This window comes from Enterobacter sp. A103 (assembly GCF_034427535.1).
In the GTDB taxonomy this organism is placed as follows: Bacteria; Pseudomonadota; Gammaproteobacteria; order Enterobacterales; family Enterobacteriaceae; genus Enterobacter; species Enterobacter asburiae_B.
This window is the reverse complement of sequence record NZ_JAXQPQ010000002.1, coordinates 710,185-733,738: the sequence shown is the minus strand read 5'-3', so window position 1 is coordinate 733,738 and position 23,554 is coordinate 710,185. Positions and strand designations below refer to the sequence as shown.

The window sequence follows — 23,554 nt, the reverse complement described above, 5'->3', positions numbered from 1 at the left end:
GTCACTCTGCATCTGATTGCCTGGCGCTTTTCACGGCATCCTGCTTCCCCGGATTGCACTGCTGTTTTGTTCCTGGAAGATAAAATTTTCCCGACGCGTCCGGCTCTGTTCCGCCCGGACAACCCGCACGGCCCGGAGCTGAGACGGTGCCATCCGAACCGTTTCCTCCATCAGAACCGTTTCCGCCATCCCCACCATTACCGCCATCGGCAGCATTTACAGCAAATGCGCCCAGTAGGAGCAAAAATGCAATAACTCGTGTAGTCATCAAAACCTCCATTGTTCAGGGTATTTCAAGGCATCTTGCCAGCCTGGATTCAGCACCTCTCTTCCTTGTCATCCCTTGAGTGCAGCCAGAGTAACAGATGGTTTGCGGCAGACAATTACCAGGAAAACGTAGTACCGAAGCGTGCATCAACATGACCTTTACCGTTCCAGGAACCGACAGAGGCTGGCATTGCCGGGTGGCGGCTGCGCTTTACCCGGCCTACAAAAAACCAAACCCCCTGTACTGCCGCTACCCCTCGCTCATCATCATCAAAAACCGCTTCACCGTTCGCGAGCGTTCAAAGCGCCGCCAGCAGAGCGCGATATCGGTATAAAGCTCCGGCGAGCTCAGCGCGTGATAGGTGACATTCGGCGGTGAAATGGCCGCCATGGATTTGGGTACAAGCGCGAACCCGCCGCCCGCGGAGACCATGCTCAGGGAGGAGGAAAGCTGCGACGACTGCAGCGCGTGCTGCACGTCAATCCCGGCCCGCTCGCAGCAGCCGTGAACCCGTTCGTACAGCCCCGGCGCGACCTCCTGTGGGAACAGTACCACCGGCGTATCCCGAAGCTGCTCTAACGCCAGCGAATCGCACGCCGCCAGCGGATGATCGCGATGCAGCGCCACCACCATCGGCTCCCGGTCGAGGATTTTTAACTCGAACGCCTTGCTGCTCTCGCACGGCAGACGCACGAAGGCAATATCCAGCTCACCCTCCGCCAGCATCGTCGTCAGCGACGACATATTGGCTTCTACCTGGTGAACCTGCACCGCCATGTTCTGCACCTGAAACTGGCGAATCAGCGCGAAAATTTTGGGATGAAAAGCGTCGGAGCTGGTGATGCCAATCGACAGGTTGCCGTTCAGCCCGCGCGCGATGCCGCGGGCTTTTTCCAGCGCGGCATCGCTCAGCGCCAGAATTTTGCAAGCGTCCTCGTAGAAGGCTTCTCCCGCCTCGGTCAGCTCCACGCCCCGCGTCAGGCGTCTGAACAGCGGCGTGCCTACTTCCTCTTCGAGCCGTTTGATCTGCTGACTCAGAGGAGGCTGTGAAATACCCAGCGCTTCGGCCGCCCTGGTGAAGTGTCGCTCGCGTGCAACCGCGACAAAATACCGCAGATAACGAAGTTCCATATCTAAAACGTCTCAAACCAGCATGGTTTCTATATTGGAACTCTCTGCTGAATCGGGTCAACATTTATTTAACCTTTCTAAATAAAGTTGAAGAGGACGAGCACGATGATGCATTCATCTGCCTGCGACTGTGAGGCCAGCCTGTGCGAGACCCTGCGGGGGTTCTCCGCCCGGCATCCTGACAGCGTGATCTATCAGACATCGCTAATGAGCGCCCTGCTAAGCGGCGTGTACGAAGGAGAGACCACCATCGCCGATCTGCTGGCACACGGTGATTTTGGTTTAGGCACCTTCAACGAGCTGGACGGTGAAATGATTGCCTTCAGCAGCCAGGTGTACCAGCTGCGCGCCGACGGCAGCGCCCGGGCCGCGAAGCCAGAACAGAAAACGCCGTTCGCGGTGATGACCTGGTTCCAGCCGCAGTACCGCAAAACCTTCGATGCGCCGGTCAGCCGTCAGCAGATCCACGACGTCATCGACCAGCAGATCCCCTCCGACAACCTGTTCTGCGCGCTACGCATCGACGGCAACTTCCGCCACGCCCACACCCGCACCGTACCGCGCCAGAAGCCGCCGTACCGCGCGATGACCGACGTGCTGGACGACCAGCCGGTGTTCCGCTTTAACCAGCGCGAAGGGGTGCTGGTCGGATTCCGCACGCCGCAGCACATGCAGGGCATCAACGTGGCCGGCTATCACGAGCATTTCATCACCGACGACCGTCAGGGCGGGGGCCATCTGCTCGACTATCAGCTGGAGAGCGGCGTGCTCACCTTCGGTGAAATCCACAAGCTGATGATTGACCTGCCCGCCGACAGCGCGTTCTTACAGGCCAACCTTCACCCCAGCAATCTTGATGCAGCGATCCGTTCCGTCGAAAACTAACAGGAGAACTACCGTGAACAGTGAGAAACAGTCACGTCAGTGGGCGCACGGCGCCGATATGGTTGTCGGCCAGCTGGAAGCGCAGGGCGTGAAGCAGGTGTTCGGGATCCCGGGTGCGAAAATCGACAAGGTCTTTGACTCCCTGCTGGACTCCTCCATCGAGATCATCCCGGTACGCCACGAGGCCAACGCGGCGTTTATGGCGGCGGCGGTCGGGCGGCTGACCGGCAAGGCCGGGGTGGCGCTGGTCACCTCCGGGCCGGGCTGTTCTAACCTGATCACCGGCATCGCCACCGCCAACAGCGAAGGCGACCCGGTAGTAGCGCTGGGCGGGGCGGTGAAGCGGGCGGATAAAGCCAAGCTGGTGCACCAGAGCATGGACACCGTCGCCATGTTCAGCCCTGTCACTAAATACGCCGTGGAGGTCAGTTCGCCAGACGCGATTGCCGAGGTGGTATCGAACGCGTTTCGCGCCGCCGAGCACGGCAGGCCGGGGGGCGCGTTCGTCAGCCTGCCGCAGGATATTGTCGACCAGCCCGCCACGGGGGCGATTTTACCCGCCAGCGGCCCGGCGCTGATGGGCCCGGCACCGGAGTCAGCGATTAACGACGTGGCGAAGCTTATCGAAAACGCCAAAAACCCGGTTATCTTACTCGGCCTGATGGCCAGCCAGCCCGCGAACAGCGCCGCGCTGCGCAAGCTGCTGGAGAAAAGCCGCATTCCGGTCACCAGCACCTATCAGGCCGCCGGGGCGGTAAACCAGGAGCACTTCACCCGCTTTGCCGGCCGCGTCGGCCTGTTCAATAACCAGGCGGGTGACCGGCTGCTGCATCTGGCGGACCTGATTATCTGCATCGGTTACAGTCCGGTGGAGTACGAGCCGTCCATGTGGAACAGCGGCGACGCGACGCTGGTACACATCGACGTGCTGCCCGCCTATGAAGAGCGTAACTACGTGCCGGATCTGGAGCTGGTGGGGGATATCGCCGAAACGCTGAACCTGCTTGCTAACCGGATCGACCGTAAGCTCGAGCTGAGCCAGCGGGCCTCCGAAATTCTGGTCGATCGCCAGCATCAGCGCGATCTGCTCGACCGCCGCGGCGCCTCGCTCAACCAGTTTGCCCTGCACCCGCTGCGCATCGTGCGCGCCATGCAGGACATTGTGAACAACGACGTGACGCTCACCGTCGACATGGGCAGCTTCCACATCTGGATCGCCCGCTACCTCTACAGCTTCCGGGCGCGTCAGGTGATGATCTCCAACGGTCAGCAGACCATGGGCGTTGCCCTGCCGTGGGCGATTGGCGCGTGGCTGGTGAACCCGGGCCGCAAGGTGGTTTCAGTCTCCGGTGACGGCGGCTTCCTGCAGTCGAGCATGGAGCTGGAAACCGCGGTGCGCCTCAACGCCAACGTGCTGCACATCATCTGGGTGGATAACGCCTACAACATGGTGGCGATTCAGGAAGAGAAAAAATACCAGCGGCTTTCCGGCGTGGAGTTCGGCCCGGTCGATTTCAAAGCGTATGCCGACGCCTTCGGCGCGAAAGGCTTTGCCGTGGAGAGCGCCGAGGCGCTTGAGCCGACGCTGCGTGCGGCGATGGATGTGGATGGCCCGGCCGTGGTGGCCATTCCCGTCGACTACAGCGATAACCCGCTGCTGATGGGTCAGCTCCATCTCAGCCAGATTTTGTGACTCAATATAAGGACAGAGAAATGCAAAAAGTTGCTCTCGTAACAGGCTCAGGCCAGGGGATTGGTAAAGCGATCGCGCTTCGCCTGGTGAAAGATGGCTTTGCCGTCGCCATCGCCGACTATAACGTTGAGACGGCAAGAGCCGTCGCCGATGAAATTATCCGTAACGGCGGTAACGCCGTCGCCGTGAAGGTCGATGTCTCTGACCGCGAACAGGTATTTGCGGCGGTGGAGAAAGCGCGCACCGCGCTGGGCGGCTTTAACGCGATCGTGAATAACGCCGGGATTGCGCCGTCTACCCCTATCGAATCCATCACGCCGGACATTGTCGACAAGGTCTACAACATCAACGTGAAAGGGGTGATCTGGGGGATCCAGGCCGCGATTGACGCCTTCCGCAAAGAGGGACACGGCGGCAAGATCATCAACGCCTGCTCCCAGGCGGGACACACCGGCAACCCGGAACTGGCGGTCTACAGTTCCAGCAAGTTCGCGGTGCGCGGCTTAACCCAGACCGCGGCACGGGATCTCGCGCCGCTGGGGATCACCGTTAACGCCTACTGTCCTGGCATCGTCAAAACGCCGATGTGGGCGGAGATCGACCGTCAGGTCTCCGAGGCGGCGGGTAAACCGCTCGGCTACGGGACTGAAACCTTTGCCAAACGCATTACGCTTGGCCGCCTGTCCGAGCCGGAAGATGTCGCCGCCTGCGTCTCATACCTGGCAGGCCCGGATTCCGACTACATGACCGGCCAGTCGCTCTTAATCGATGGAGGGATGGTGTTCAACTAAATACTAATATACCCGTCATACTTCAAGTTGCCTGTGCGTTGGCTTTCCTCGCTCACCCCAGTCACGTACTGATGTACGCTCCCGGGGATTCGCTGCGTCGCCGCCTTCATGCAACTCGAATTATTTAGGGTAAAAGCTCTGACATGAGTTTTCCCCTGCACCCGTGCAGGGGCTTTTTTTTGTCTCCTCCGTCATTGTGCATTACACTGCGCGCTGCAAAACTTTAGTCATTACGATCTGACAGGCGGTAACAGCGATGAACGGTACAATCACAACGTGGTTTAAAGATAAAGGCTTTGGATTTATCAAAGATGAAAACGGCGACAACCGCTATTTTCATGTGATTAAGGTCGCGAACCCCGATCTGATTAAGAAAGATGCCGCGGTGACCTTTGAGCCAACCACCAACAACAAAGGCCTTTCCGCCTACGCGGTGAAGGTGATCCCCGAAAGCAAACATCTCTTTATTGCCGGCGAGCGCGTGAAGCTCTCCTCCATCAAATCCTTCGTGGTGTTTAACGAAGAAGAGCCGGCTGATACCAAAATCGACAAAGAGAACGCGGTGCTGTCGGTTGGGCTGCTGATGAACAGCATCAAGCCTAAATCCGAGAAAAAGCCGGGCGAAATGCGCACGGTGAAGAAGCTGGCGATCACCACCTTCCAGAATACGACGCTGATCTTCACCGAAGATGAGATCGACATCGACGCCACGGTGAAGCTGCTGAAGTAAGGTTTTGCCGGGTGGCGGCTACGCCTTACCCGGCCTGGAAAACCCGCGCGGCGCTCGCCGCCACGCGGTTTACCCCATCCTGTGCTCGCCCCGCAACATCGCCTCACGGTCAAACATCCTCTGGATCTCCCCGTGCGCCATAAATGCCGCCCGGTCGGACATATGGGCAATCACGTCCGCATCGTGGCTCACCAGCAGGTAGGTCATGCCGTGCTCGGCTTTCAGGCGGTTGAGCAGGTTCAGAATTTCCGCCTGCACCGACATATCCAGCGCCGAAGTCGGCTCGTCCAGCAGCAGAAGCTGCGGGCGCAGCAGCAGCGCGCGGGCAATGGCCACGCGCTGACGCTGGCCGCCGGAAAGCTGGTGCGGATAACGCCTGCCCGCGTCGGCGGAAAGCCCCACCTGCAGCAGCGCATCCGCTACCTTTTCGGCAATCCGCGTTTCGCCGTGGATGTTTAACGGCTCCGACAGGGTGCGCGCAACGGTGTGGTTCGGGTGCAGCGACGCCCACGGATCCTGAAACACCATCTGCACGTTGCGGCGAAGCTCGCCTTCAAAACGCCGTCCTGGCCGTAGCGCGTCTCCCAGGATCGAAATGCGCCCGTTCCACTCGCGCTGCAATCCCGCCAGCACGCGCAGAATAGTTGATTTCCCGCAGCCGGATTCGCCGATCAGGCTGAAGGTTTCGCCTTTTTCAATGGCAAAGCTGGCGGCGGACACCGCCGTTTTCTCCCCGAATCTCACCTGGAGATCCTTAACCTCAACGAGCGCCATTATCGGCCTCCTTCCACGGCTGCGTGCGGTCCAGCGTCGGCAGCATCTGGCCGAACGTTTGCGCATTGGGTCGGCAGGTCCACAGGGTTCGCGTATAAGGGTGCGTCGCCTGCGGAAGTCGGCTTGCCGCCATCTCATCGACCTTCTCGCCCTGATACATCACCAGCACGCGGTCGCAGTGCTCCGCCACCAGCGGCAGATCGTGGCTGATTAACAGCATCGCCATCTGGCGCTCTTCGCTCTGCTGCACCAGCAGTTCGAGGATCTGGTTGCGCAGGCGGGCGTCCAGCGCGGAGGTGGGTTCGTCGGCAATCAGCACCTGCGGGTTGTTGATCAGCGCAATGGCGATCATCACCCGCTGGCCCATGCCCCCGGAGAGCTCGCCGGGGTAGCGCTGGAGGACGTGTTCGTTGAGCCCGACGGCGCGGATGATGTCGTGAATGCGCGCCAGGCGCTCGGCGCGGGGCAGGCGCTGGTGCAGGGTCAGCGCTTCATCGAGCTGAGCGGCGACGTTTTTCGCCGGATTCAGCGCGTAGCGCGGGTCCTGCAGGACCATCGCAATCCCGTTGCCGCGCAGCGCCTGCCAGCGGCGGGTGCTCAGGGTCAGCAGGTCGTTGCCGAGCACGTTAAGCCGGTTCGCGCTCACGATGCCGGGCTTACGCACCAGCCCCATCAGGGCGCGGGCGGACATTGATTTGCCCGAGCCGGATTCCCCCACCAGCGCCAGCCGCTCGTTGCCCAGCGTGAAGCTGAGGTTGTTGACCACGCGCGCGGCGGGATAGTCGATGTTCAGCGCATCGACGATGACGCGTTGTTCAGTCATGCTGTGGCTCCAGTACGTCGCGCAGGCCGTCGCCCAGGAGGTTAAAGGCGAGGCTGGCAAACAGAATCGCCCCTCCCGGAATGGCGGCAATCCACCACTGGTCGAAAATGACCTGCATACCGTCGGCGATCATCGCGCCCCATTCGGCCATCGGCGGACGCGCGCCAAGGCCGAGGAAGCCCAGACCGGCGGCCGCCAGAATAATGCCCGCCAGATCCAGCGCCAGCCGCACAATCGCGGACGGCAGGCACAGGGGCAGAATATGGCCGACCAGCAGGCGCGGGCCGCGAATGCCCATCATCTCGGCGGCGGCCAGATAATCGCTGTGGCGCAGACGCTGAATTTCACTCCGCGCCTGACGCGCGTAGGCGGGCCATGTGGTTAAGGCCAGCGCCAGCGCGCCGTTGACCAGCCCCGGGCCAAGCATCGCCACAAACGCGAAGGCGAGGATCAGGCGCGGCATCGACATCACCACGTCGGTAAAACGCATCAGGATGCGCTCCAGCCAGCCGCCGTAGTAGCCGGACAAAATCCCCACCAGCAGCCCGGCGGGCAGGGTGATTACGGTGACTAACGCCACCAGCCCGAGCGCCGGACGGGTGCCGTAAATCAGGCGCGAAAGCAGGTCGCGCCCGTAGCTGTCGGTGCCCAGCCAGTGCTGGCTGTTCGGTGCCTGCAGGCGCGCGGCGGCGTCCTGCCAGTTCGGGTCAAGCGGCGCGAGCCACGGCGCGAACAGGGCGATAACCACCAGCAGCGCGATGGCAGCCAGCCCGCAAAACGCGGCGGGGAAGCGGCGCAGGCGGCGTAAGAAAAGATAAAACGGCATCAGCGCACCCTGGGGTCGGTCGCCCGCACGAGCAGGTCGGTAAGGTTATTGATCAGTACAAAGCAGACGCCAATCAGCAGCGTGCCGCCCATGACGGCGGTGGTGTCTCCGGCGAACAGGGCGGTGGTGAGGTAGCGCCCGATCCCCGGCCAGGAGAAGACGGTTTCAGTCAGTACCGAGCCTTCCAGCATGCTGGTGTAGGCGAGGGCGATCACCGTCAGCAGGGTACCGCGAATGTTCGGCAGCACGTGGCGCAGCAGAATGGTCATCTCCCCGGCGCCCTTGGCGCGGGCAAGCAGGATGTACTCTTTGTTCATTTCGCTCAGGCAGGCGGAGCGCGTCAGGCGCGTGATGCTCGCCAGCGAGTAATAGGCCAGCAGCAGCACCGGCAGCACCAGGTGGCTGAGGGCGTTGCGGAACGCCTCGCGGTCGCCGGAAAGCCAGGTATCTACCAGCGCAAAGCCGGTACGCGGCTCGACGGTGAACTGCCAGATATCATCCAGCCTGCCGGGACCCGCGCTCCACTGCAGCTTCGCGTAGAACAGGGCCAGCATTAGCAGGCCGAGCCAGAAAATCGGTACCGAGTTGCCGAGCAGGGTGAGCGTTCTGATGGCTAAATCGAGCGGCGAACCGGCGTAGCGGGCGCACAGCACCCCGGCAATCACGCCGAGCACGGCGCCGATGATTAACGCCAAAGTCGCCAGCTCCAGCGTGGCGGGAAACGCGTGCAGCAGATCCTGCAGCACCGGCTGCCCGGTGGCGCTGGCGGTGCCTAAATCCCCGTGGGCAAGGTTTTGCAGGTAGTGCCAGAACTGCACGGGCAGAGACCGATCCAGCCCAAGCTGGTGGCGAACCTGATCGTAGGTTGACTGGCTGGCGCGATCGCCGACGATCTGCAGCACGCGATCGACAGGTGAAAACGCCGACAGCGCAAACGTGACGAGCAGCAGCCCGAAGAGCGTGAGCAGCAGGGTCAGCAGACCCTGGAGCACGCGGGTGGAAAGATGTGGCATTGGAAATCTCTTCATGCCGGGTGGCGGCTTCGCCTTACCCGGCCTACAAAAACTGAAAATATGCACGGACGACCCCCTCTCCCACGGGAGAGGGAGAAGGGCTACTTCGTGACGCGATCGTACCAGACCATATCCGCGTTCAGCCCCTGCTGATACCCCTTCACGTTATCGCGCACCACGATCTGGGTTTTCCCCTGATCGACGAACACGTACGGCGAATTCTGCTGCAGCTGTCCCTGCATCTTTTTGTAGAGATCAAGACGCTTCGCCGGATCCGGCTCGGCTACCGCCGCCAGCGTGGCTTTGTTCAGCTCGGGAATTTTCCAGCCGTTAAGCCCGGCCACGGTGCTGGAATTGCCGTCGTTCCACGCGAAGGCGCTGGCGTTTGAGTGCGCGTCGAAGTAGTCCGGGATCCACAGACGAATCGCCGCCTGATGCTGCTTTGCGCGCACGCGGGCATAGACCTGGCTCCCGGCGGCAGGCAGCAGATCGACCTTCACGCCACCCTGGGCAAAGCTCGCCTGCATCGACTGGGCGATGGTGATAAACGGCGGCTTGTTCTCCACGTCCAGCGTGAAGTGCGCGTCTTTAATGCCCGCTTTGGCGAGAATGGCTTTCGCTTTTGCCGGGTCAAATTTAAACGGGTTGTCTTCCAGCGCGCCCGGCAGGCCGACCGGCAGGAAGCTCTGATGAACAAAGTACTGGCCTTTCAGCAGATTTTTGGTGATGCCTTCATAATCGACCAGCCAGCGCGAGGCTTCCCAGAACGCCGGGTTGTTCAGCAGCGGGTTGGCGCTGTTGCCGGTGTTAAACACCAGGTAATTTTGCTCGGCGGACGGAATGCTCAGCACCTTCACGCCCGGCTTGCCGTCCAGGGCGCTTATCTGATCTGCACCGAGATCGCGCGCCACATCCGCATCACCCTGCTGGATCAGCAGGCGGCGTGAGGCCGGATCGGGGACGTTTTTAATGATGATGCTTTTGAGCTTCGGCGCGCCGCCGGGCGCTGATTCGTTAGCTTCCAGCACGATAGCCTGATGCGGCTGATAGACGCGCATTTTGAACGCGCCGCTGCCCGCCGAGTGCATTTTCAGCCAGGCGTTGCCGAAGTCGTTATCCTTCACGTTTGCCGCGACCTGCTTTTCATCCACGATGGAGGCAATCGGCGTGGAGAGAATATTCAGCGCCACCGACGGGCTAACGTCCGCCGTCCAGTGAAGCTGGAGGGTATGGTCGTCCACCTTTTTCAGCTGGCTGGCGATGTTGCTCGCGTCCCAGCCCAGCACGTTGAGGATAAAGGCCGGGGATTTGTTCAGCGTCACGGCGCGGGTGTAAGAGAAAATCACGTCTTCCGGGCGCAGCGGGTTGCCGGAGGCGAATCTGGCATCGGGCTTGAGCTTAATCGTCAGGGTTTTGGCTGCCGCGTCCGCTTCCCAGCTGTCTGCCAGAATCGGGGTGATTTTTTCCGGGTTATCGCGGTCCGGCTGTACCAGACGCTGATACAGGCTCGGCACGGTCTGGATGCTGGAAAGCTCGTTGGCTTCGGCCGGGTCGAGGCTCACGATGTCATCCAGCCCCTGGGCAACAACCAGCGTGGTGGGCGGAGTAGCGGCGTGGACAGCGCCTGAGAGCGCAGCCAGCACCAGTAACGGCAACAGTTTTTTCGTCATAGCGATCCCTGAGAAGAATATATTGTGATTGTTTTATGCTCCGCTACGTTAGGGCGACTCTGACATTACGCAAAGTCGAAATTCAGCTTTGCTTATGCCTTTCGGGAATATCGCATGCGTTCGGGCTATTAAAATACGCTGCTTTTCGCCCGCTTTTTAACCTGCTATAACAAACTCCTTACCTTTCAGGGAGTCACCGCCGTGCCCGAAATCAATCAACATGGTCAAACCGTTAACGATATCGTTCCCGACTGGAGAGGCGCGCGCGTATTAACCCGCACGCCGCTGTTCGGCCAGTATTGCCGCCTGGAGCCGCTGGATGCCGATCGCCACGCGGCCGATCTCTACGAGGCCTATGCGCTGGGCGACGACAGCGACTGGACGTGGCTTGCCAGCACGCAGCCAGCGAGCGTGGAAGCCACCGCGCACTGGATCGTGGGTAAGGTGATGGACGATGAGCTGGTGCCGTTTGCCGTCATTGATTTACGCACCGAACGCGCGGTGGGGCTGGTGAGCTATATGGCTGACGAGCGGCTGCTGGGGTCGGTGGAGATCGGGCACGTGACCTGGTCGCGCAGGATGAAAGGAACCCGGATGGGCACCGAAACGGTGTGGCTGCTGCTGAAAAATGCGTTTGAGCACGGCTACCGGCGCGTCGAGTGGAAGTGCGATTCCATGAACGTTGCGTCACGAAATGCGGCGGAGCGGCTGGGGTTTGTCTGGGAAGGACGCCTGCGCCAGAAGCTGGTGCGCAAAGGGCGCAACCGCGACAGCGATATGCTTTCTATTATTGACGGCGAGTGGCCGCAGCGCGATGCCGAACTGCGCGCCTGGCTGGCGGCGGAGAATTTTGACGGGGAAGGGCGGCAGATTAAGCGGCTTGAGGCGTTTCGGTTATAAGTGTTTTATGTAGGGTACATCTGAAACGGTCGATCAATCTGCGGAAATGGCAATTTCAATCAAATTGGTTTTTCCGGACTGTAGCCCCTGCGTCACCGCCGTGGCGATATCCGCGGCCTGGGTCACCCGGCAGCAGCGGATACCCATCGCGGTGCCCAGCGACTGGAAATCAATTCGCGGGTTAATCAGATCCATCCCGATAAAACGCCCCAGCTTTGTCGAACTGTAGCCCGGCTGTCCTTTCATGAAGTTTTTCAGGATGTTGTACTCCAGGTTATTCATCACGATAAAGGTGACGGGCAGATTTTCGTGCGCCGCCGTCCAGAGCGCCTGCGGCGAGTACAGGGAGGCGCCGTCGCCAACCAGACACACAACCGGCTCGCGCCCCAGCCCCAGCGAGTGACCTACTGCTGCAGGCATTCCCCAGCCCAGACCGCCGCCGCGCATAAAGTAGTAGCGCGGGTGCTGCTGGTCGGAGATAAACCGGCGAACGTGTCTGGCCGTTGCAATCGCTTCGTCGACAATCGTGGTGCCCGGCGGAACGGACTTTATCACCTCGTAGGCCGCGACCATCGGCGAAATCGCCGGGCGCAGCCGCTCGGCTGCAAGACGTTCTTCCTGCAGTTGCCACTCTTTTTCACGTTCAGCGCGTGCCGCTTTGAGCAGCCGCTGATGCGTCAATTTGCTTGCCACCCGGCGTTGCTCAAGCTTCGGCAACAGTTCCTTCAGGGAGAGTTTTATATCCCCCATCACCGAGAGACGGGTGGCGTAGGTGCGTCCCAGCTCGTTCATATCCGCCGAGAGCTGATACACCGCGCAGGTTTCCGGAATGGCCTCGCCCTCGCTATACAAAATGGTAATCAGGCTTCTGCCGCCGATGATAAACACCGCATCGTAGGCGTTAACGACGCTGGCGATTTCCTTTGCGGTGGTGGGCATATTGCCTCGCCAGAGCGCGTGCTGCGTGGGGAAGGGTAAATTCAGCGGCCAGGAGGAGCCGTAGACGTGGGCACCCAGGGCTTCAGCAAGCTGGACAATCTCCTGCGTCGAGCCGCTGGAGTGAACTTCATCCCCCGCCACAATCATGATCCTGCCGGGGGTGACTTCGCTTAGCGCCTGCGCCAGCTCGTCCAGCGAGCCCGCTACGGTGTGGTAGTTCACTTTAGAGGCCGTTTGTATCCCGGCGTCGCTGAGCTCTTCCATCACGTTCATTGGCAGGGATAGCAGCACCGGACCCGCGGGAGGGTAGCTGGCGGCATGAAAGGCCCGGCGCACAAGAACCGGTAGCTGGTCGGCGCTGGTGACCTCCTGCGCCCATTTCACCACCGGCGACCCAATGGAGACTATGTCATCATACAGGAGCGGGTCGCGCACGTAGTGGCGGGTATCCTGTTGCCCGACGGTGACAACCAGCGGCGTTTTCATGATCCGCGAGTTAATGAGATTCCCCATCCCGTGTCCGAGACCGCTGGCGGTATGCAAATTGATAAAACCGGTCTTGCCGGAGGCTTTCGCGTAGCCGTCGGCAATGGCGACCACGCTGCTCTCCTGGAGTGCCAGAATATAGTGAATATTTTCATGGCGAAGAAGGGCATCAATGAGCGGAAGTTCGGTGGTGCCGGGGTTGCCAAAAATATATTCCACACCTTCACTCTCCAGCACTTCAAGGAGAATATCGGCACCCGATCGCATATTTAAGTCTGACAGGGATGTTAATGATTTAATCATAATGACACCTCATTCAGCGTTATTTAACTCATGCTAAAATTCTTCCTGCGTAGGACGGACTATTATTTCATTTACATCAACGTCGCCAGGCTGTTCGATAGCAAATAATACGGCTCTGGCAATCGACTCTGCCGGAATAGCCTGCTTATAAAATTCATGCAGGAACTGTTTGCTCGGGGCATCTGAGCTGCCAAACTGCAGCTCGCTTTCAACGGCGCCGGGGGAAATAAGGGTCGTCCGAAGGGTTTTCCCCGCTTCCTGACGTAAGCCTTCACTCAGGGCGCGGACGGCGAATTTCGTGGCGCTGTACACCACGCCGCCGGGGGCAAGAATCTTGATACCCGCCACGGAGGCCACGTTAATAAAGTGTCCGCTCCCCTGACGCTGGAATACCGGAAATGCCGCTGCGATACCGTACAGCACGCCTTTGATATTGGTATCGATCATCCGGTCCCACTCGTCGGTTTTCAGCTCGCTGAGGGGGGCTATCGCCATAAAGCCCGCGTTGTTGATCAGCACGTCGACGCGCTGGTATGCGGCAACGGCAGCGTCAATCGCGCGCTGAACCTCCTCCTGTCGGGTCACGTCCGCCTTCACGGCAATCGCCCGGCCGCCCTGCTGAATAATGCGATCCACCAGGGCGTTAATTCTCTCCAGACGACGGGCAACCAGCACCAGTGAAAACGGTTTATTTGCCAGATGAAGGGCAATGGCCTCACCAATACCGCTGCTGGCACCGGTGATAACAACAACTTTGTTTGCACTATTATTCATGATCTTATCTCACTGTTGTGTGATTCAAAAAATAAAATGCAGAGAAGGATTAAAGAATGATGACGAATTCTTTAACCCTTTTTAAAAATATATTGTATATATCGAATTAAATAGCATTCGATTTAAACTTAATGGAGTTGCAGGGAGAGTGTCAATAAAGTTTCAAATAATAAAATTCATTGCGGTGCTAATATTTAATTCTTATATCTAACAGCCAATATTATGTACAGGATTGAGTATTGAAAAATCTCTCTTTTCTTATCGTTCGGGCGTAAATCCGTAGAAGGCAGATTAAGATGCTCGCGGCCCTGCGAACAAGGCCAGAGGATTAAATCTTGCCGCTGTACAGCACGGGGCCGGTGGGTTGACCGGTGGGTGACCCACCTTCGGGCTCGAGGCTTATGGCTATCATCGCGTCAGGGGTAAGGGTGTTGTTCCCGAGGGCAACATGAGTCGGTATATCACTTTGCAGCAGCCCAAGGGATATCGGGGCCTTCCCGGCAGGAATAAGCCAAAGCTGCAGGCTGTTTTGCGCCGCGACAGCGTTCGGTCTGAGAGGGGTGATGCTCAGATACTGGCGGCGGCTGTCCGCACTGACGATCCATTGCCCGTGCTGTTGGGCATCGTTGAGCACCATCAGCGGTGCGAGTTCCGGCGTTCGGGTGGAATACCAGGTCACGACGGTAACGGCGGCGAGGCCGGCCGCGACCACCCAGCCGAGATAGGGCCGGCTTTGGCGCAAAGGCTTTTTCGGTGGCAGATCGAGGGCGATCCTCTTCCACACCGTCTCGGGTGGGTGAACGGGCGCGAGATGACTGTCGAGCGTGCTGAACGTCTCCTGCCAGTACGCCACGCGCGCTGTCAGGCGGGGCTCCGCGGTAAGCCTTTTCTGGAACTGAAGCCGCGCCCCTCCGCGCAGAGTGCCGAGGGCATATTCCGCAGCCAGCATGTCATCGCGTTTTTCGCTGTCATTCATAGGCCCACGCACTCCCGAAGATGATCCATCGCGCGGCGGATCCAGCTTTTTACCGAGCCCACGGGCTGCTGGAGCCAGTCGGCAATGTCGCTGTGGGACATGCCCTGATAGTAGGCGAGCGTAATGCTCTGGCGCTGTTCGTGACTCAAATGATCCAGACAATGCCTGAGCCGTGCTGCCTGCGCGTCGTCGTGCCAGTTGTTTTGCTCATCGCTTTCGCTCAGCAGACTCTCTTCGGAATACGACTCCTCGCGGGCGGCAGCCCGGGTTTGCCCGCTGCGCAGCCAGTCAATACAGCGGTTGCGAACAATATGCGTAAGCCAGGTCATCGGAGAGCTCAGGGCGGCGTTATAGGTGTCGGCTTTACTCCAGACGGTGACAAAACAGTCGTGAAGGATCTCTTCTGCCCAGGCGCGATGGCGTAGCATGCGCAGCGCGACGGCAAACAGGTGAGGCGATGTGAGTCGGTAAAGTTGTTCAAATGCGCGGCGATCGCCGTTTGCGACCGCCTGCATTAATTTCAACTGCTGTTGAGCCAGCGCGTTATCCATGTTTTTCCCGGAAGGCAACGTCACACTTCCGAAGTATAGACAACTACTTAGGCATCAGGACGGTATCGATCACATCGATCACGCCATTTTTCTGATGGACGTCATAGGTGCTGATATTCGCCACGTTACCTTTACCATCCTTGAGCTGAATATTGTGCGGGCCGTTACTCATGATCCACAGAGGTTGACCGTTAACGGTTTTCAGCTCCGCGTGGCCGCCGCCCTGTTTAATTTTCTGCTCCAGCGCTTTCATATCGTAATTACCCGCAACCACGTGATAGGTCAGGATACTGGTGAGCAGCGCTTTATTTTCCGGCTTCACCAGATTGTCGACCGTACCCGCAGGCAATTTTGCAAACGCCGCATCGGTGGGCGCAAAAACGGTGAAGGGCCCTTTGCTCTGCAGCGTATCCACCAGCCCGGCCGCTTTAACCGCCGCCACCAGCGTGGTGTGATCTTTAGAGTTCACGGCGTTTTCAACAATATTTTTGTTCGGGAACATTTCCGCTCCGCCCACCATCACGGAGCCAGACGTCATGGCCGCTGATGCGCCTGCACAGAAGAGTAAAGCGCTGGATACGAATGCAACACTGAGTAGCTTTTTCATCATTTATCCTCGGATTAAGGAGCAAAGGCGTTGCTCACATACTCACATACGAGGGCAGGATGGAAACTGGATGCAGGCAAATGAAAATAAATTTTTGGTGGGGTAGGTTAATCCCCTCTCCCCTATGGGGCTGAGGGGGCTCCACAAAGTAATGCCAGCACGGAACAGTCCCCTCGCCCCTCCGGGGAGAGGGTTAGGGTGAGTGGAACATAAGGCTGTAGTGGTCATTCCGTTCACTTTATGTTCCTTGCTACTCTGTAACTCCTTAACCAGTGAACGTGCCAGGGTGGCTCAGTCGCCACCACCCTGGCGACCCGGGCTCCCGGCGGTAAATCGCCGCTTCGCGGTGCCCTCGGCGTATTCCCTCCGGCTTATCGGGGACGGGCGGAGGTAACGTCCCTGTAAAGCCCGCCCTCTCGGCGCATCCATGCGCCTCGCCCCGGCCGGAAGGCAAACGCCTCAGCGATTTACAGCCGGACCAGGGCATCGCTGAAAGGCTTCAGTCGTTCTTAAACAACGTTATTGCTGCTGCTTAAAAATTACTGGGGATCCCTCAGTCTATGCAGGGTAAGGGGAAATATTTTCAGCGTCGAACCGGCGCCCCGTTCGCCACATAATACGCCGCCGTGCTCTTCGCCAGCGGCTCGCGCCCGCGGATAGCGTCGGCAATTTTTTCGCCAATCATAATAGTGGTGGCGTTCAGGTTGCCGGTGATGATCCGCGGCATGATCGACGCATCCACGACGCGCAGCCCTTCCAGCCCGTGAACGCGGCCTTCGCCGTCGACCACCGCCATCTCGTCGTAACCCATCTTGCAGGTGCCGCACGGGTGGAAGGCGGTTTCGGCGTGATTGCGCACGAACTCGTCGAGCTGCTCGTCGGTCTCGCATTCGACGCCCGGGCTGATTTCGCGACCGCGATATTTGTCCAGCGCGGGCTGGTGCATGATCTCGCGGGTGATGCGGATAGCGTCGCGGAACTCCTGCCAGTCCTGCTCGTGAGACATATAGTTGAACAGGATCGCCGGATGCTGGTGCGGATCGCGCGACTTGATGCGCACGTGGCCGCGGCTCGGGGAGCGCATGGAGCCGACGTGGCACTGGAAGCCGTGCTCTTTTACCGCGTTCGAACCGTTATAGTTAATCGCTACCGGCAGGAAGTGGTACTGAATGTTTGGCCATTCGAACTCTTCACGGCTGCGGATAAAACCGCCCGCTTCGAAATGGTTGCTCGCGCCCACGCCGGTGCCGCCAAACAGCCACTCGGCGCCAATCTTCGGCTGGTTCCACCACTGCAGGGCAGGGTAGAGGGAGACCGGCTCTTTGCATTCGTACTGGAGGTACATCTCCAGGTGATCCTGCAGGTTTTCGCCCACGCCGGGCAGGTCGTGCACCAGTGGGATATCGAACTGCTTCAGCAGCTCCGCGTTGCCCACGCCGGAGCGCTGGAGGATCTGCGGGGAGGCAATCGCGCCCGCGCACAGCAGCACCTCTTTATTCGCCGTCGCTCTGGACGGGATAGTGCTTTCGCCCTCCAGCCACTCGACGCCTACCGCGCGCTTGCCGTCAAAAATAATATGATCGGTCATGGCGTGAGTGCGGATGGTCAGGTTCGGGCGCTTTTTGGCCTGGTCAAGATAGCCGCGCGCGGTGCTGGCGCGTCGGCCCTGCGGCGTGACCGTGCGGTCCATCGGGCCGAAGCCTTCCTGCTGATAGCCGTTGAGATCGTCTGTGCGCGGGTAGCCCGCCTGCACGCCCGCTTCCACCATCGCCTCAAACAGCGGGTTCACGCCCGGTTTCGAGGTGGTAACGCTCACCGGGCCGTCGCCGCCGTGGTAGTCGTTCGGCCCCACGTCGCGCGTCTCCGCCTTGCGGTAGTAGGGCAGGCAGTTGAGGTAGCTCCAGTGCTCAAGGCCAGATTCTTTCGCCCAGTTGTCGAGGTCCATCGCGTTACCGCGGATGTAGCACATGCCGTTGATCAGCGACGAGCCGCCCAGCCCTTTGCCGCGCCCGCACTCCATGCGGCGGTTGTTCATGTACGGCTCTGGCTCGGTTTCATACGCCCAGTTGTAGCGCTTGCCCTGCAGCGGGAACGCCAGCGCGGCGGGCATTTGGGTGCGGAAGTCAAAGCGGTAATCCGGCCCGCCCGCCTCAAGCAGCAGAACGGTGGTATTCGGATCTTCAGTCAGTCGCGTTGCCAGTACGTTGCCGGCAGAGCCGGCCCCGATAATGATGTAGTCAAATTGCAAATAAACCTCCCGGTTAAAATATGGACTGGAATTTACCCATCTCAACCTGGATGGACTTCACCTGGGTGTAGCTCTGCAGCGTCATCACGCCGTTCTCGCGGCCAATGCCGGAGTGTTTGTAGCCGCCGACCGGCATCTCTGCGGCGGATTCACCCCAGGTGTTGATCCAGCAGATGCCCGCTTCGAGCTGATGAATGGCGCCGTGCGCGCGGTTCAGGTCGGCAGTGACGATGCCCGCCGCCAGACCGTAGTCGGTATCGTTGGCGCGGCGAATGGCTTCTTCTTCGCTTTCATAGGTGAGGATGGACATCACCGGGCCGAAGATCTCTTCGCGTACGATGGTCATCTCATCGGTGCAGTCGGTGAACACGGTCGGGGCGACCCACGCGCCGTTGTCAAAGCCTTCGCCCTTCAGCGCGTCGCCGCCGCACAGCACGCGCGCGCCTTCTTCTTTGCCTTTGGCGATATAGCGCATCACGCTGTCGCGGTGCGGGAAGCTGACCATCGGGCCAAAGTTGGTGCGTTCATCGAACAGATCGCCCGCGCGGATGCGACCCACGCGCTCGACGATTTTCTGCTCAAACGCGGCCTTGAATTTCGCGGGTACGAACACGCGGGTTCCGTTGGTGCACACCTGGCCGGAGCTGAAGAAGTTCGCCATCATGGCGATGTCCGCCGCGAGATCCAGATCGGCGTCGTCGAAAATAATCAGCGGGGATTTGCCGCCCAGCTCCATCGTCACCTCTTTCAGGGAGGAGGCAGCCGAGTTGGCCATCACCTTTTTGCCGCTGGCGACGCCGCCGGTGAAGGAGACTTTGGCGATACCCGGATGCTCGGTCAGGTACTGGCCGGTCTCCGCGCCTACGCCCGGCAGGACGTTAAATACGCCGTCCGGCAGGCCCGCTTCGGTGTAGATCTCCGCAAGCTTCAGGGCGGTAAGCGGGGTGACCTCGCTCGGCTTGAAGATCATCGCGTTGCCCGCCGCCAGCGCCGGGGCGGATTTCCACAGGGCGATCTGGATCGGGTAGTTCCACGCCCCGATGCCCGCCACCACGCCCAGCGGCTCGCGGCGGGTGTAGACGAATGAGGTCTCACGCAGCGGGATCTGGCTGCCTTCCAGCGCCGGGATCAGCCCCGCGTAGTACTCCAGCACGTCCGCGCCGGTGACGATGTCGACGGTGGAGGTTTCGGAATACGCTTTACCGGTGTCGAGGGTTTCCAGCTTCGCCAGCTCGTCGTTGCGCTCGCGCAGGATATCGACGGCGCGACGCAGAACGCGCGAGCGCTCCATGGCGGTCATCGCCGCCCAGATTTTTTGCCCGCGTTTTGCGCTTTCCACGGCACGGTCGACGTCTTCGCGTCCGGCGGCCTGTACGCTCGCCAGAACTTCACCGTTGGCCGGGTTGATGGTCTCGAAGGTGCGACCGCTGGTGGCGGAGGTATAACCACCATTGATATAAAGCTGCTGTTCTGCCATTCGGGACATAAATTCTCCTCGGTTATTCGGTCGGTAAATGCTGGCTGATAAAGTGGCTGGTGAGCGATTGCGCCAGAGTTTTATCCAGCGGCTTGCCGCTCAGCGCGGCGCGCAGCCACAGCCCGTCGATCAGGGCCGCCAGGCCGTAGCCCGCCTCTTCTGCCTGTTCGCGCGGCAGCTCACGGCGGAACTCGTACACCAGGTTTGACAATAAACGACGGCTGCTCACCTGCTGCAGGCGGTAGAGCATTGGCTGGTGCATGCTGCTCGCCCAGAAGGCCAGCCAGGCCTTCATTGCCGCGCCGCTGGTCTGGGTTTCATCAAAATTGCCGCCGACAATGGCCTGCAGGCGTTGCTCCGCGCTGGCGTCCGGCAGGGCGCGTAAGCGGCTCAAAACCGCGTCGCGCAGCTGGCCGGTAATGTCGCGCATGGTCGCTTCCAGCAGACCGTTTTTGTCTTTGAAGTAGTGACTGATGATCCCCGTGGAAACGCCCGCCCGACGGGCGATCTGCGCGATCGTCGCGTCGTGCATTCCCACTTCATTTATTGCTTCCAGCGTGGCGTCGATAAGCTGCCTGCGCCGGATCGGCTGCATCCCCACTTTGGGCATTTTTGCCACTCCATTCATCAGCGTTGGTAATACATTAAAGCGGTTTTTGATTGGACGTTCAATATAAAATGTGTCTTAATTGTTGCGGATTTGGATTTCAATAGTTACAAAAACAGTGGGGATACTGGATGACAGACCTTTCACAAGACAGAGAAAAAGACAAAATCAACCCGGTCGTTTTTTATACGTCCGCCGGGCTGATTTTGTTGTTTTCCCTGACGACCATCTTCTTTCGTGATTTTTCTGCCGAGTGGATTGGGCGCACCCTGAACTGGGTGTCGAAGACCTTCGGCTGGTACTATCTGCTGGCCGCGACGCTCTATATCGTCTTCGTGGTCTGCATTGCCTGCTCGCGCTTTGGTTCCGTGAAGCTCGGGCCTGAGCAGTCCAAGCCCGAATTCAGCCTGCTGAGCTGGGCCGCGATGCTGTTTGCCGCCGGCATCGGCATTGACCTGATGTTCTTCTCCGTGGCCGAACCGGTCACGCAGTATATGCAGCCGCCGGAAGGGGCGGGGCAGACGATGGAGGCCGCGCGCCAGGCGATGGTCTGGACGCTGTTCCACTACGGCCTGACGGGCTGGTCGATGTACGCCCTGATGGGCATGGCGCTCGGATACTTTAGCTATCGTTATAATTTGCCTCTCACCATCCGCTCCGCGCTGTACCCGATCTTCGGTAAAAAGATTAACGGCCCGATTGGCCACAGCGTCGATATCGCGGCGGTGATCGGCACCATCTTTGGTATTGCGACGACGCTTGGGATTGGCGTGGTGCAGCTCAACTACGGGCTGAGCGTGCTGTTTGATATCCCGGATTCGATGGCGGCCAAAGCGGCGCTGATAGCGCTCTCCGTCATTATCGCCACCATCTCGGTGACGTCGGGCGTCGATAAAGGCATCCGCGTGCTCTCCGAGCTGAACGTGGCGCTGGCGCTGGGTCTGATCCTGTTCGTGCTGTTTATGGGCGATACCTCGTTCCTGCTCAATGCCCTAGTGCTCAACGTGGGCGACTACGTAAACCGCTTTATGGGCATGACGCTGAACAGCTTCGCCTTTGACCGTCCGGTGGAGTGGATGAACAACTGGACGCTGTTCTTCTGGGCGTGGTGGGTGGCGTGGTCGCCGTTTGTCGGCCTGTTCCTGGCGCGTATTTCGCGTGGCCGCACCATCCGCCAGTTTGTGATGGGCACGCTGATTATCCCGTTCACCTTTACCCTGCTGTGGCTGTCGATTTTCGGCAACAGCGCGCTGCATGAGATCATCCACGGCAATGCCACCTTCGCGCAGGAAGCGATGGCGCACCCGGAGCGCGGCTTCTACAGCCTGCTGGCGCAGTACCCGGCGTTTACCTTTAGCGCCTCCGTGGCGACCATCACCGGCCTGCTGTTCTACGTCACCTCGGCGGATTCCGGCGCGCTGGTGCTGGGTAACTTCACCTCGAAGCTCAAAGATATCAACAGCGATGCGCCGAACTGGCTGCGCATCTTCTGGTCCGTCGCCATCGGCCTGCTGACGCTCGGCATGCTGATGACCAACGGCATTTCGGCGTTGCAGAACACCACGGTGATCATGGGCCTGCCGTTCAGCTTCGTCATCTTCTTCGTGATGGCCGGGCTGTATAAATCGCTCAAGGTGGAAGACTATCGCCGCGTCAGCGCCAGCCGCGACACCGCGCCGCGTCCGATGGGCGCGCAGGACCGGCTGAGCTGGAAAAAACGTCTCTCGCGCCTGATGAATTACCCGGGCACGCGCTACACCAAACAGATGATGGAGACGGTCTGCTTCCCGGCGATGGAAGAGGTTGCGCAGGAGCTGAAGCTGCGTGGAGCCTACGTGGAGCTGAAAAACCTGCCGCCGGAGGAGGGCGAGACCCTGGGGCACCTGGATCTGCTGGTGCACATGGGCGACGAGCAGAACTTTGTTTATCAGATCTGGCCGCAGCAGTATTCGGTACCCGGGTTTACCTACCGGGCGCGCAGCGGGAAATCGACCTACTACCGGCTTGAGACCTTCCTGCTGGAAGGGAGCCAGGGGAATGATTTGATGGACTACAGCAAGGAGCAGGTGATTACGGACATTCTGGACCAGTATGAACGGCACCTGAACTTTATCCATCTGCACAGGGAAGCGCCGGGGAATAGCGTGATGTTCCCGGATGTTTGATGTCTAGATGAGCATCATAAAGGTTAGGTAGCGGGGGCTGAGTGTTTAAACTTTGGCCCCGTTATTTTTGAAAATGTGTGAAAAGTTTGTATTGGTGTATTTATATCAATAATTTATATTGATGGCATAACTCATTTTTTATGGGAATGAATTTGTTTTTTTTTTTTTTTTTTTTTTTTTTTTTTTTTTTGGGGGGGGGGGGGACCTCATAATTAATTGGAGTTTTTAAATAGTTATCCGGAAGGGGCTTTTTGAATAATTAATGAACGCTTATTGCTTATAGCATTAAAAAACAGAAAGTGCGATCAACTACAATAAATATCATTAGCATAAAGCATATAACTGACTGGCAGTAAATTTCACTGCAATTAAATGAGGATAACAAATTGCCAGTTTATGCAAACAAGGGTGGCGATTCTGGAGTCGTTTTTTATGAAACAACTAACGATTCAATCACTGTTCACTTCAGAGATGGATGGAAATATGTTTACGATACCAGTAAGCCCGGGCTCGCTGTAGTGGCAAAGATGCAGCAATTAGCTCATGCTGGTCATGGACTTAATAGCTACATAAGTCGTGTTGTTAAGTCTAATTTCTCGCAAAAGTATCGTTAGTCTAACGCAAGAGGGCGATTTTTGCCCTCTTAACGCATCTAACTATATCATTCATGAATGGTGTTGTATTGACTAATTTATTTACATAATATTTAAAAAGATTTTCACCTCAAGATTATTATTCCTCGAGTTCCCTCGCATTTATCAAATTCCTCTTATTTTAATTCCCTGTGTATTTATACATGGAAGTATAATGGCCGAAATTAACCCAGCACTGAGATCTGGAAAGATATGTAAAAAGGCAACAAAAAGGAATCGCGGTACAAAGGTGTGCGACCACCTCCATACCGCTAACCACAAACA

General features: G+C 58.8%; 21 protein-coding genes. 6 read left to right on the top strand and 15 right to left on the bottom strand.

Features of this window, described 5'->3' with window-relative positions:
• Position 1: 1 nt before the first annotated feature.
• Together SPH27_RS09115 and SPH27_RS09110 are read right to left on the bottom strand one after the other, a co-directional pair.
• A complete protein-coding gene (locus tag SPH27_RS09115; protein WP_071993574.1) occupies positions 2–268 on the bottom strand; it encodes a hypothetical protein in 267 nt (88 codons plus the stop codon).
• Positions 269–517: 249 nt separating this feature from the next.
• Positions 518–1,399, bottom strand: coding sequence for a LysR family transcriptional regulator (locus SPH27_RS09110; protein WP_038417608.1), 882 nt, complete (start codon positions 1,397–1,399; stop codon positions 518–520).
• Positions 1,400–1,504: 105 nt separating this feature from the next.
• Between SPH27_RS09110 and budA the strand changes: the two genes are divergently transcribed.
• The 4 genes from budA (at position 1,505) to SPH27_RS09090 (ending at position 5,498) form a co-directional block, all read left to right on the top strand.
• The gene (budA, locus tag SPH27_RS09105; protein ID WP_058841238.1) at positions 1,505–2,284 is read left to right on the top strand and encodes an acetolactate decarboxylase; all 780 of its coding nucleotides are present in this window, start codon (positions 1,505–1,507) and stop codon (positions 2,282–2,284) included.
• Positions 2,285–2,297: 13 nt separating this feature from the next.
• A complete protein-coding gene (gene alsS / locus SPH27_RS09100) occupies positions 2,298–3,977 on the top strand; it encodes an acetolactate synthase AlsS (protein WP_033144871.1) in 1,680 nt (559 codons plus the stop codon).
• A gap of 20 nt (positions 3,978–3,997) precedes the next feature.
• Positions 3,998–4,768: a (S)-acetoin forming diacetyl reductase gene (locus tag SPH27_RS09095; RefSeq protein ID WP_182072813.1), complete on the top strand. Its 771-nt coding sequence runs from the start codon at positions 3,998–4,000 to the stop codon at positions 4,766–4,768.
• 256 nt (positions 4,769–5,024) lie between these two features.
• The gene (locus tag SPH27_RS09090) at positions 5,025–5,498 is read left to right on the top strand and encodes a cold-shock protein (protein WP_023310683.1); all 474 of its coding nucleotides are present in this window, start codon (positions 5,025–5,027) and stop codon (positions 5,496–5,498) included.
• Positions 5,499–5,567: 69 nt separating this feature from the next.
• On the opposite strand, the gene SPH27_RS09085 is transcribed toward SPH27_RS09090, so the two are convergent.
• From SPH27_RS09085 to SPH27_RS09065, 5 genes are all read right to left on the bottom strand, one after another.
• Complete coding sequence (locus SPH27_RS09085; RefSeq protein WP_033144872.1) at positions 5,568–6,272, bottom strand: ABC transporter ATP-binding protein; 705 nt, start codon at positions 6,270–6,272, stop codon at positions 5,568–5,570.
• Positions 6,259–7,095, bottom strand: a complete 837-nt coding sequence (locus tag SPH27_RS09080) for an ABC transporter ATP-binding protein (RefSeq protein ID WP_182072811.1) — start codon at positions 7,093–7,095, stop codon at positions 6,259–6,261. The genes SPH27_RS09085 and SPH27_RS09080 overlap by 14 nt, the downstream gene beginning before the upstream one ends.
• A complete protein-coding gene (locus SPH27_RS09075; protein WP_207168004.1) occupies positions 7,088–7,921 on the bottom strand; it encodes an ABC transporter permease in 834 nt (277 codons plus the stop codon). The genes SPH27_RS09080 and SPH27_RS09075 overlap by 8 nt, the downstream gene beginning before the upstream one ends.
• Complete coding sequence (locus SPH27_RS09070; protein WP_182072807.1) at positions 7,921–8,934, bottom strand: ABC transporter permease; 1,014 nt, start codon at positions 8,932–8,934, stop codon at positions 7,921–7,923. The genes SPH27_RS09075 and SPH27_RS09070 overlap by 1 nt, the downstream gene beginning before the upstream one ends.
• A 101-nt stretch (positions 8,935–9,035) precedes the next feature.
• Positions 9,036–10,604: an ABC transporter substrate-binding protein gene (locus SPH27_RS09065; protein ID WP_182072805.1), complete on the bottom strand. Its 1,569-nt coding sequence runs from the start codon at positions 10,602–10,604 to the stop codon at positions 9,036–9,038.
• A 201-nt stretch (positions 10,605–10,805) separates the two neighbouring features.
• Between SPH27_RS09065 and SPH27_RS09060 the strand changes: the two genes are divergently transcribed.
• A complete protein-coding gene (locus SPH27_RS09060; protein WP_048976652.1) occupies positions 10,806–11,504 on the top strand; it encodes a GNAT family N-acetyltransferase in 699 nt (232 codons plus the stop codon).
• Positions 11,505–11,537: 33 nt separating this feature from the next.
• Here the strand turns inward: SPH27_RS09060 and SPH27_RS09055 are convergent, their stop codons facing one another.
• The 8 genes from SPH27_RS09055 to betI all read right to left on the bottom strand — a co-directional run bounded on the left by SPH27_RS09055 (position 11,538) and on the right by betI (position 20,475).
• Positions 11,538–13,232, bottom strand: a complete 1,695-nt coding sequence (locus tag SPH27_RS09055) for a thiamine pyrophosphate-binding protein (protein ID WP_167819105.1) — start codon at positions 13,230–13,232, stop codon at positions 11,538–11,540.
• Between the two features lie 33 nt (positions 13,233–13,265).
• Positions 13,266–14,006, bottom strand: a complete 741-nt coding sequence (locus SPH27_RS09050) for an SDR family oxidoreductase (RefSeq protein ID WP_182072801.1) — start codon at positions 14,004–14,006, stop codon at positions 13,266–13,268.
• A 328-nt stretch (positions 14,007–14,334) separates the two neighbouring features.
• Positions 14,335–14,982 carry an anti-sigma factor domain-containing protein gene (locus tag SPH27_RS09045; protein ID WP_182072799.1) on the bottom strand — a complete coding sequence of 216 codons (648 nt, stop codon included), beginning with the start codon at positions 14,980–14,982 and terminating at the stop codon, positions 14,335–14,337.
• Positions 14,979–15,533, bottom strand: a complete 555-nt coding sequence (locus tag SPH27_RS09040) for an RNA polymerase sigma factor (RefSeq protein ID WP_182072797.1) — start codon at positions 15,531–15,533, stop codon at positions 14,979–14,981. Before SPH27_RS09040 ends, SPH27_RS09045 begins: the two co-directional genes overlap by 4 nt.
• A gap of 43 nt (positions 15,534–15,576) precedes the next feature.
• On the bottom strand, positions 15,577–16,140 hold the full coding sequence (locus SPH27_RS09035; RefSeq protein WP_182072795.1) for a fasciclin domain-containing protein: 564 nt from the start codon (positions 16,138–16,140) through the stop codon (positions 15,577–15,579).
• A gap of 583 nt (positions 16,141–16,723) precedes the next feature.
• Positions 16,724–18,388: a choline dehydrogenase gene (gene betA, locus SPH27_RS09030; protein WP_182072793.1), complete on the bottom strand. Its 1,665-nt coding sequence runs from the start codon at positions 18,386–18,388 to the stop codon at positions 16,724–16,726.
• Between the two features lie 13 nt (positions 18,389–18,401).
• Complete coding sequence (betB, locus tag SPH27_RS09025) at positions 18,402–19,874, bottom strand: betaine-aldehyde dehydrogenase (protein WP_047061311.1); 1,473 nt, start codon at positions 19,872–19,874, stop codon at positions 18,402–18,404.
• 13 nt (positions 19,875–19,887) lie between these two features.
• Complete coding sequence (gene betI / locus SPH27_RS09020; RefSeq protein WP_024906969.1) at positions 19,888–20,475, bottom strand: transcriptional regulator BetI; 588 nt, start codon at positions 20,473–20,475, stop codon at positions 19,888–19,890.
• A 128-nt stretch (positions 20,476–20,603) separates the two neighbouring features.
• Between betI and betT the strand changes: the two genes are divergently transcribed.
• Entirely contained in the window at positions 20,604–22,637 is a 2,034-nt protein-coding gene (gene betT / locus SPH27_RS09015) for a choline BCCT transporter BetT (RefSeq protein ID WP_029741651.1), read from the top strand.
• The last annotated feature ends 917 nt before the right edge of the window (positions 22,638–23,554 follow it).

What these genes read in the sequence shown, in the direction of transcription:
- SPH27_RS09115 (WP_071993574.1), bottom strand. Translation starts at nt 268, where the DNA reads ATGACTACACGAGTTATTGCATTTTTGCTCCTACTGGGCGCATTTGCT.
- SPH27_RS09110 (WP_038417608.1), bottom strand. Translation starts at nt 1,399, where the DNA reads ATGGAACTTCGTTATCTGCGGTATTTTGTCGCGGTTGCACGCGAGCGA.
- budA (WP_058841238.1), top strand. Translation starts at nt 1,505, where the DNA reads ATGATGCATTCATCTGCCTGCGACTGTGAGGCCAGCCTGTGCGAGACC.
- SPH27_RS09095 (WP_182072813.1), top strand. Translation starts at nt 3,998, where the DNA reads ATGCAAAAAGTTGCTCTCGTAACAGGCTCAGGCCAGGGGATTGGTAAA.
- SPH27_RS09090 (WP_023310683.1), top strand. Translation starts at nt 5,025, where the DNA reads ATGAACGGTACAATCACAACGTGGTTTAAAGATAAAGGCTTTGGATTT.
- SPH27_RS09085 (WP_033144872.1), bottom strand. Translation starts at nt 6,272, where the DNA reads ATGGCGCTCGTTGAGGTTAAGGATCTCCAGGTGAGATTCGGGGAGAAA.
- SPH27_RS09080 (WP_182072811.1), bottom strand. Translation starts at nt 7,095, where the DNA reads ATGACTGAACAACGCGTCATCGTCGATGCGCTGAACATCGACTATCCC.
- SPH27_RS09075 (WP_207168004.1), bottom strand. Translation starts at nt 7,921, where the DNA reads ATGCCGTTTTATCTTTTCTTACGCCGCCTGCGCCGCTTCCCCGCCGCG.
- SPH27_RS09070 (WP_182072807.1), bottom strand. Translation starts at nt 8,934, where the DNA reads ATGCCACATCTTTCCACCCGCGTGCTCCAGGGTCTGCTGACCCTGCTG.
- SPH27_RS09065 (WP_182072805.1), bottom strand. Translation starts at nt 10,604, where the DNA reads ATGACGAAAAAACTGTTGCCGTTACTGGTGCTGGCTGCGCTCTCAGGC.
- SPH27_RS09055 (WP_167819105.1), bottom strand. Translation starts at nt 13,232, where the DNA reads ATGATTAAATCATTAACATCCCTGTCAGACTTAAATATGCGATCGGGT.
- SPH27_RS09050 (WP_182072801.1), bottom strand. Translation starts at nt 14,006, where the DNA reads ATGAATAATAGTGCAAACAAAGTTGTTGTTATCACCGGTGCCAGCAGC.
- SPH27_RS09045 (WP_182072799.1), bottom strand. Translation starts at nt 14,982, where the DNA reads ATGAATGACAGCGAAAAACGCGATGACATGCTGGCTGCGGAATATGCC.
- SPH27_RS09040 (WP_182072797.1), bottom strand. Translation starts at nt 15,533, where the DNA reads ATGGATAACGCGCTGGCTCAACAGCAGTTGAAATTAATGCAGGCGGTC.
- SPH27_RS09035 (WP_182072795.1), bottom strand. Translation starts at nt 16,140, where the DNA reads ATGAAAAAGCTACTCAGTGTTGCATTCGTATCCAGCGCTTTACTCTTC.
- betB (WP_047061311.1), bottom strand. Translation starts at nt 19,874, where the DNA reads ATGTCCCGAATGGCAGAACAGCAGCTTTATATCAATGGTGGTTATACC.
- betI (WP_024906969.1), bottom strand. Translation starts at nt 20,475, where the DNA reads ATGCCCAAAGTGGGGATGCAGCCGATCCGGCGCAGGCAGCTTATCGAC.
- betT (WP_029741651.1), top strand. Translation starts at nt 20,604, where the DNA reads ATGACAGACCTTTCACAAGACAGAGAAAAAGACAAAATCAACCCGGTC.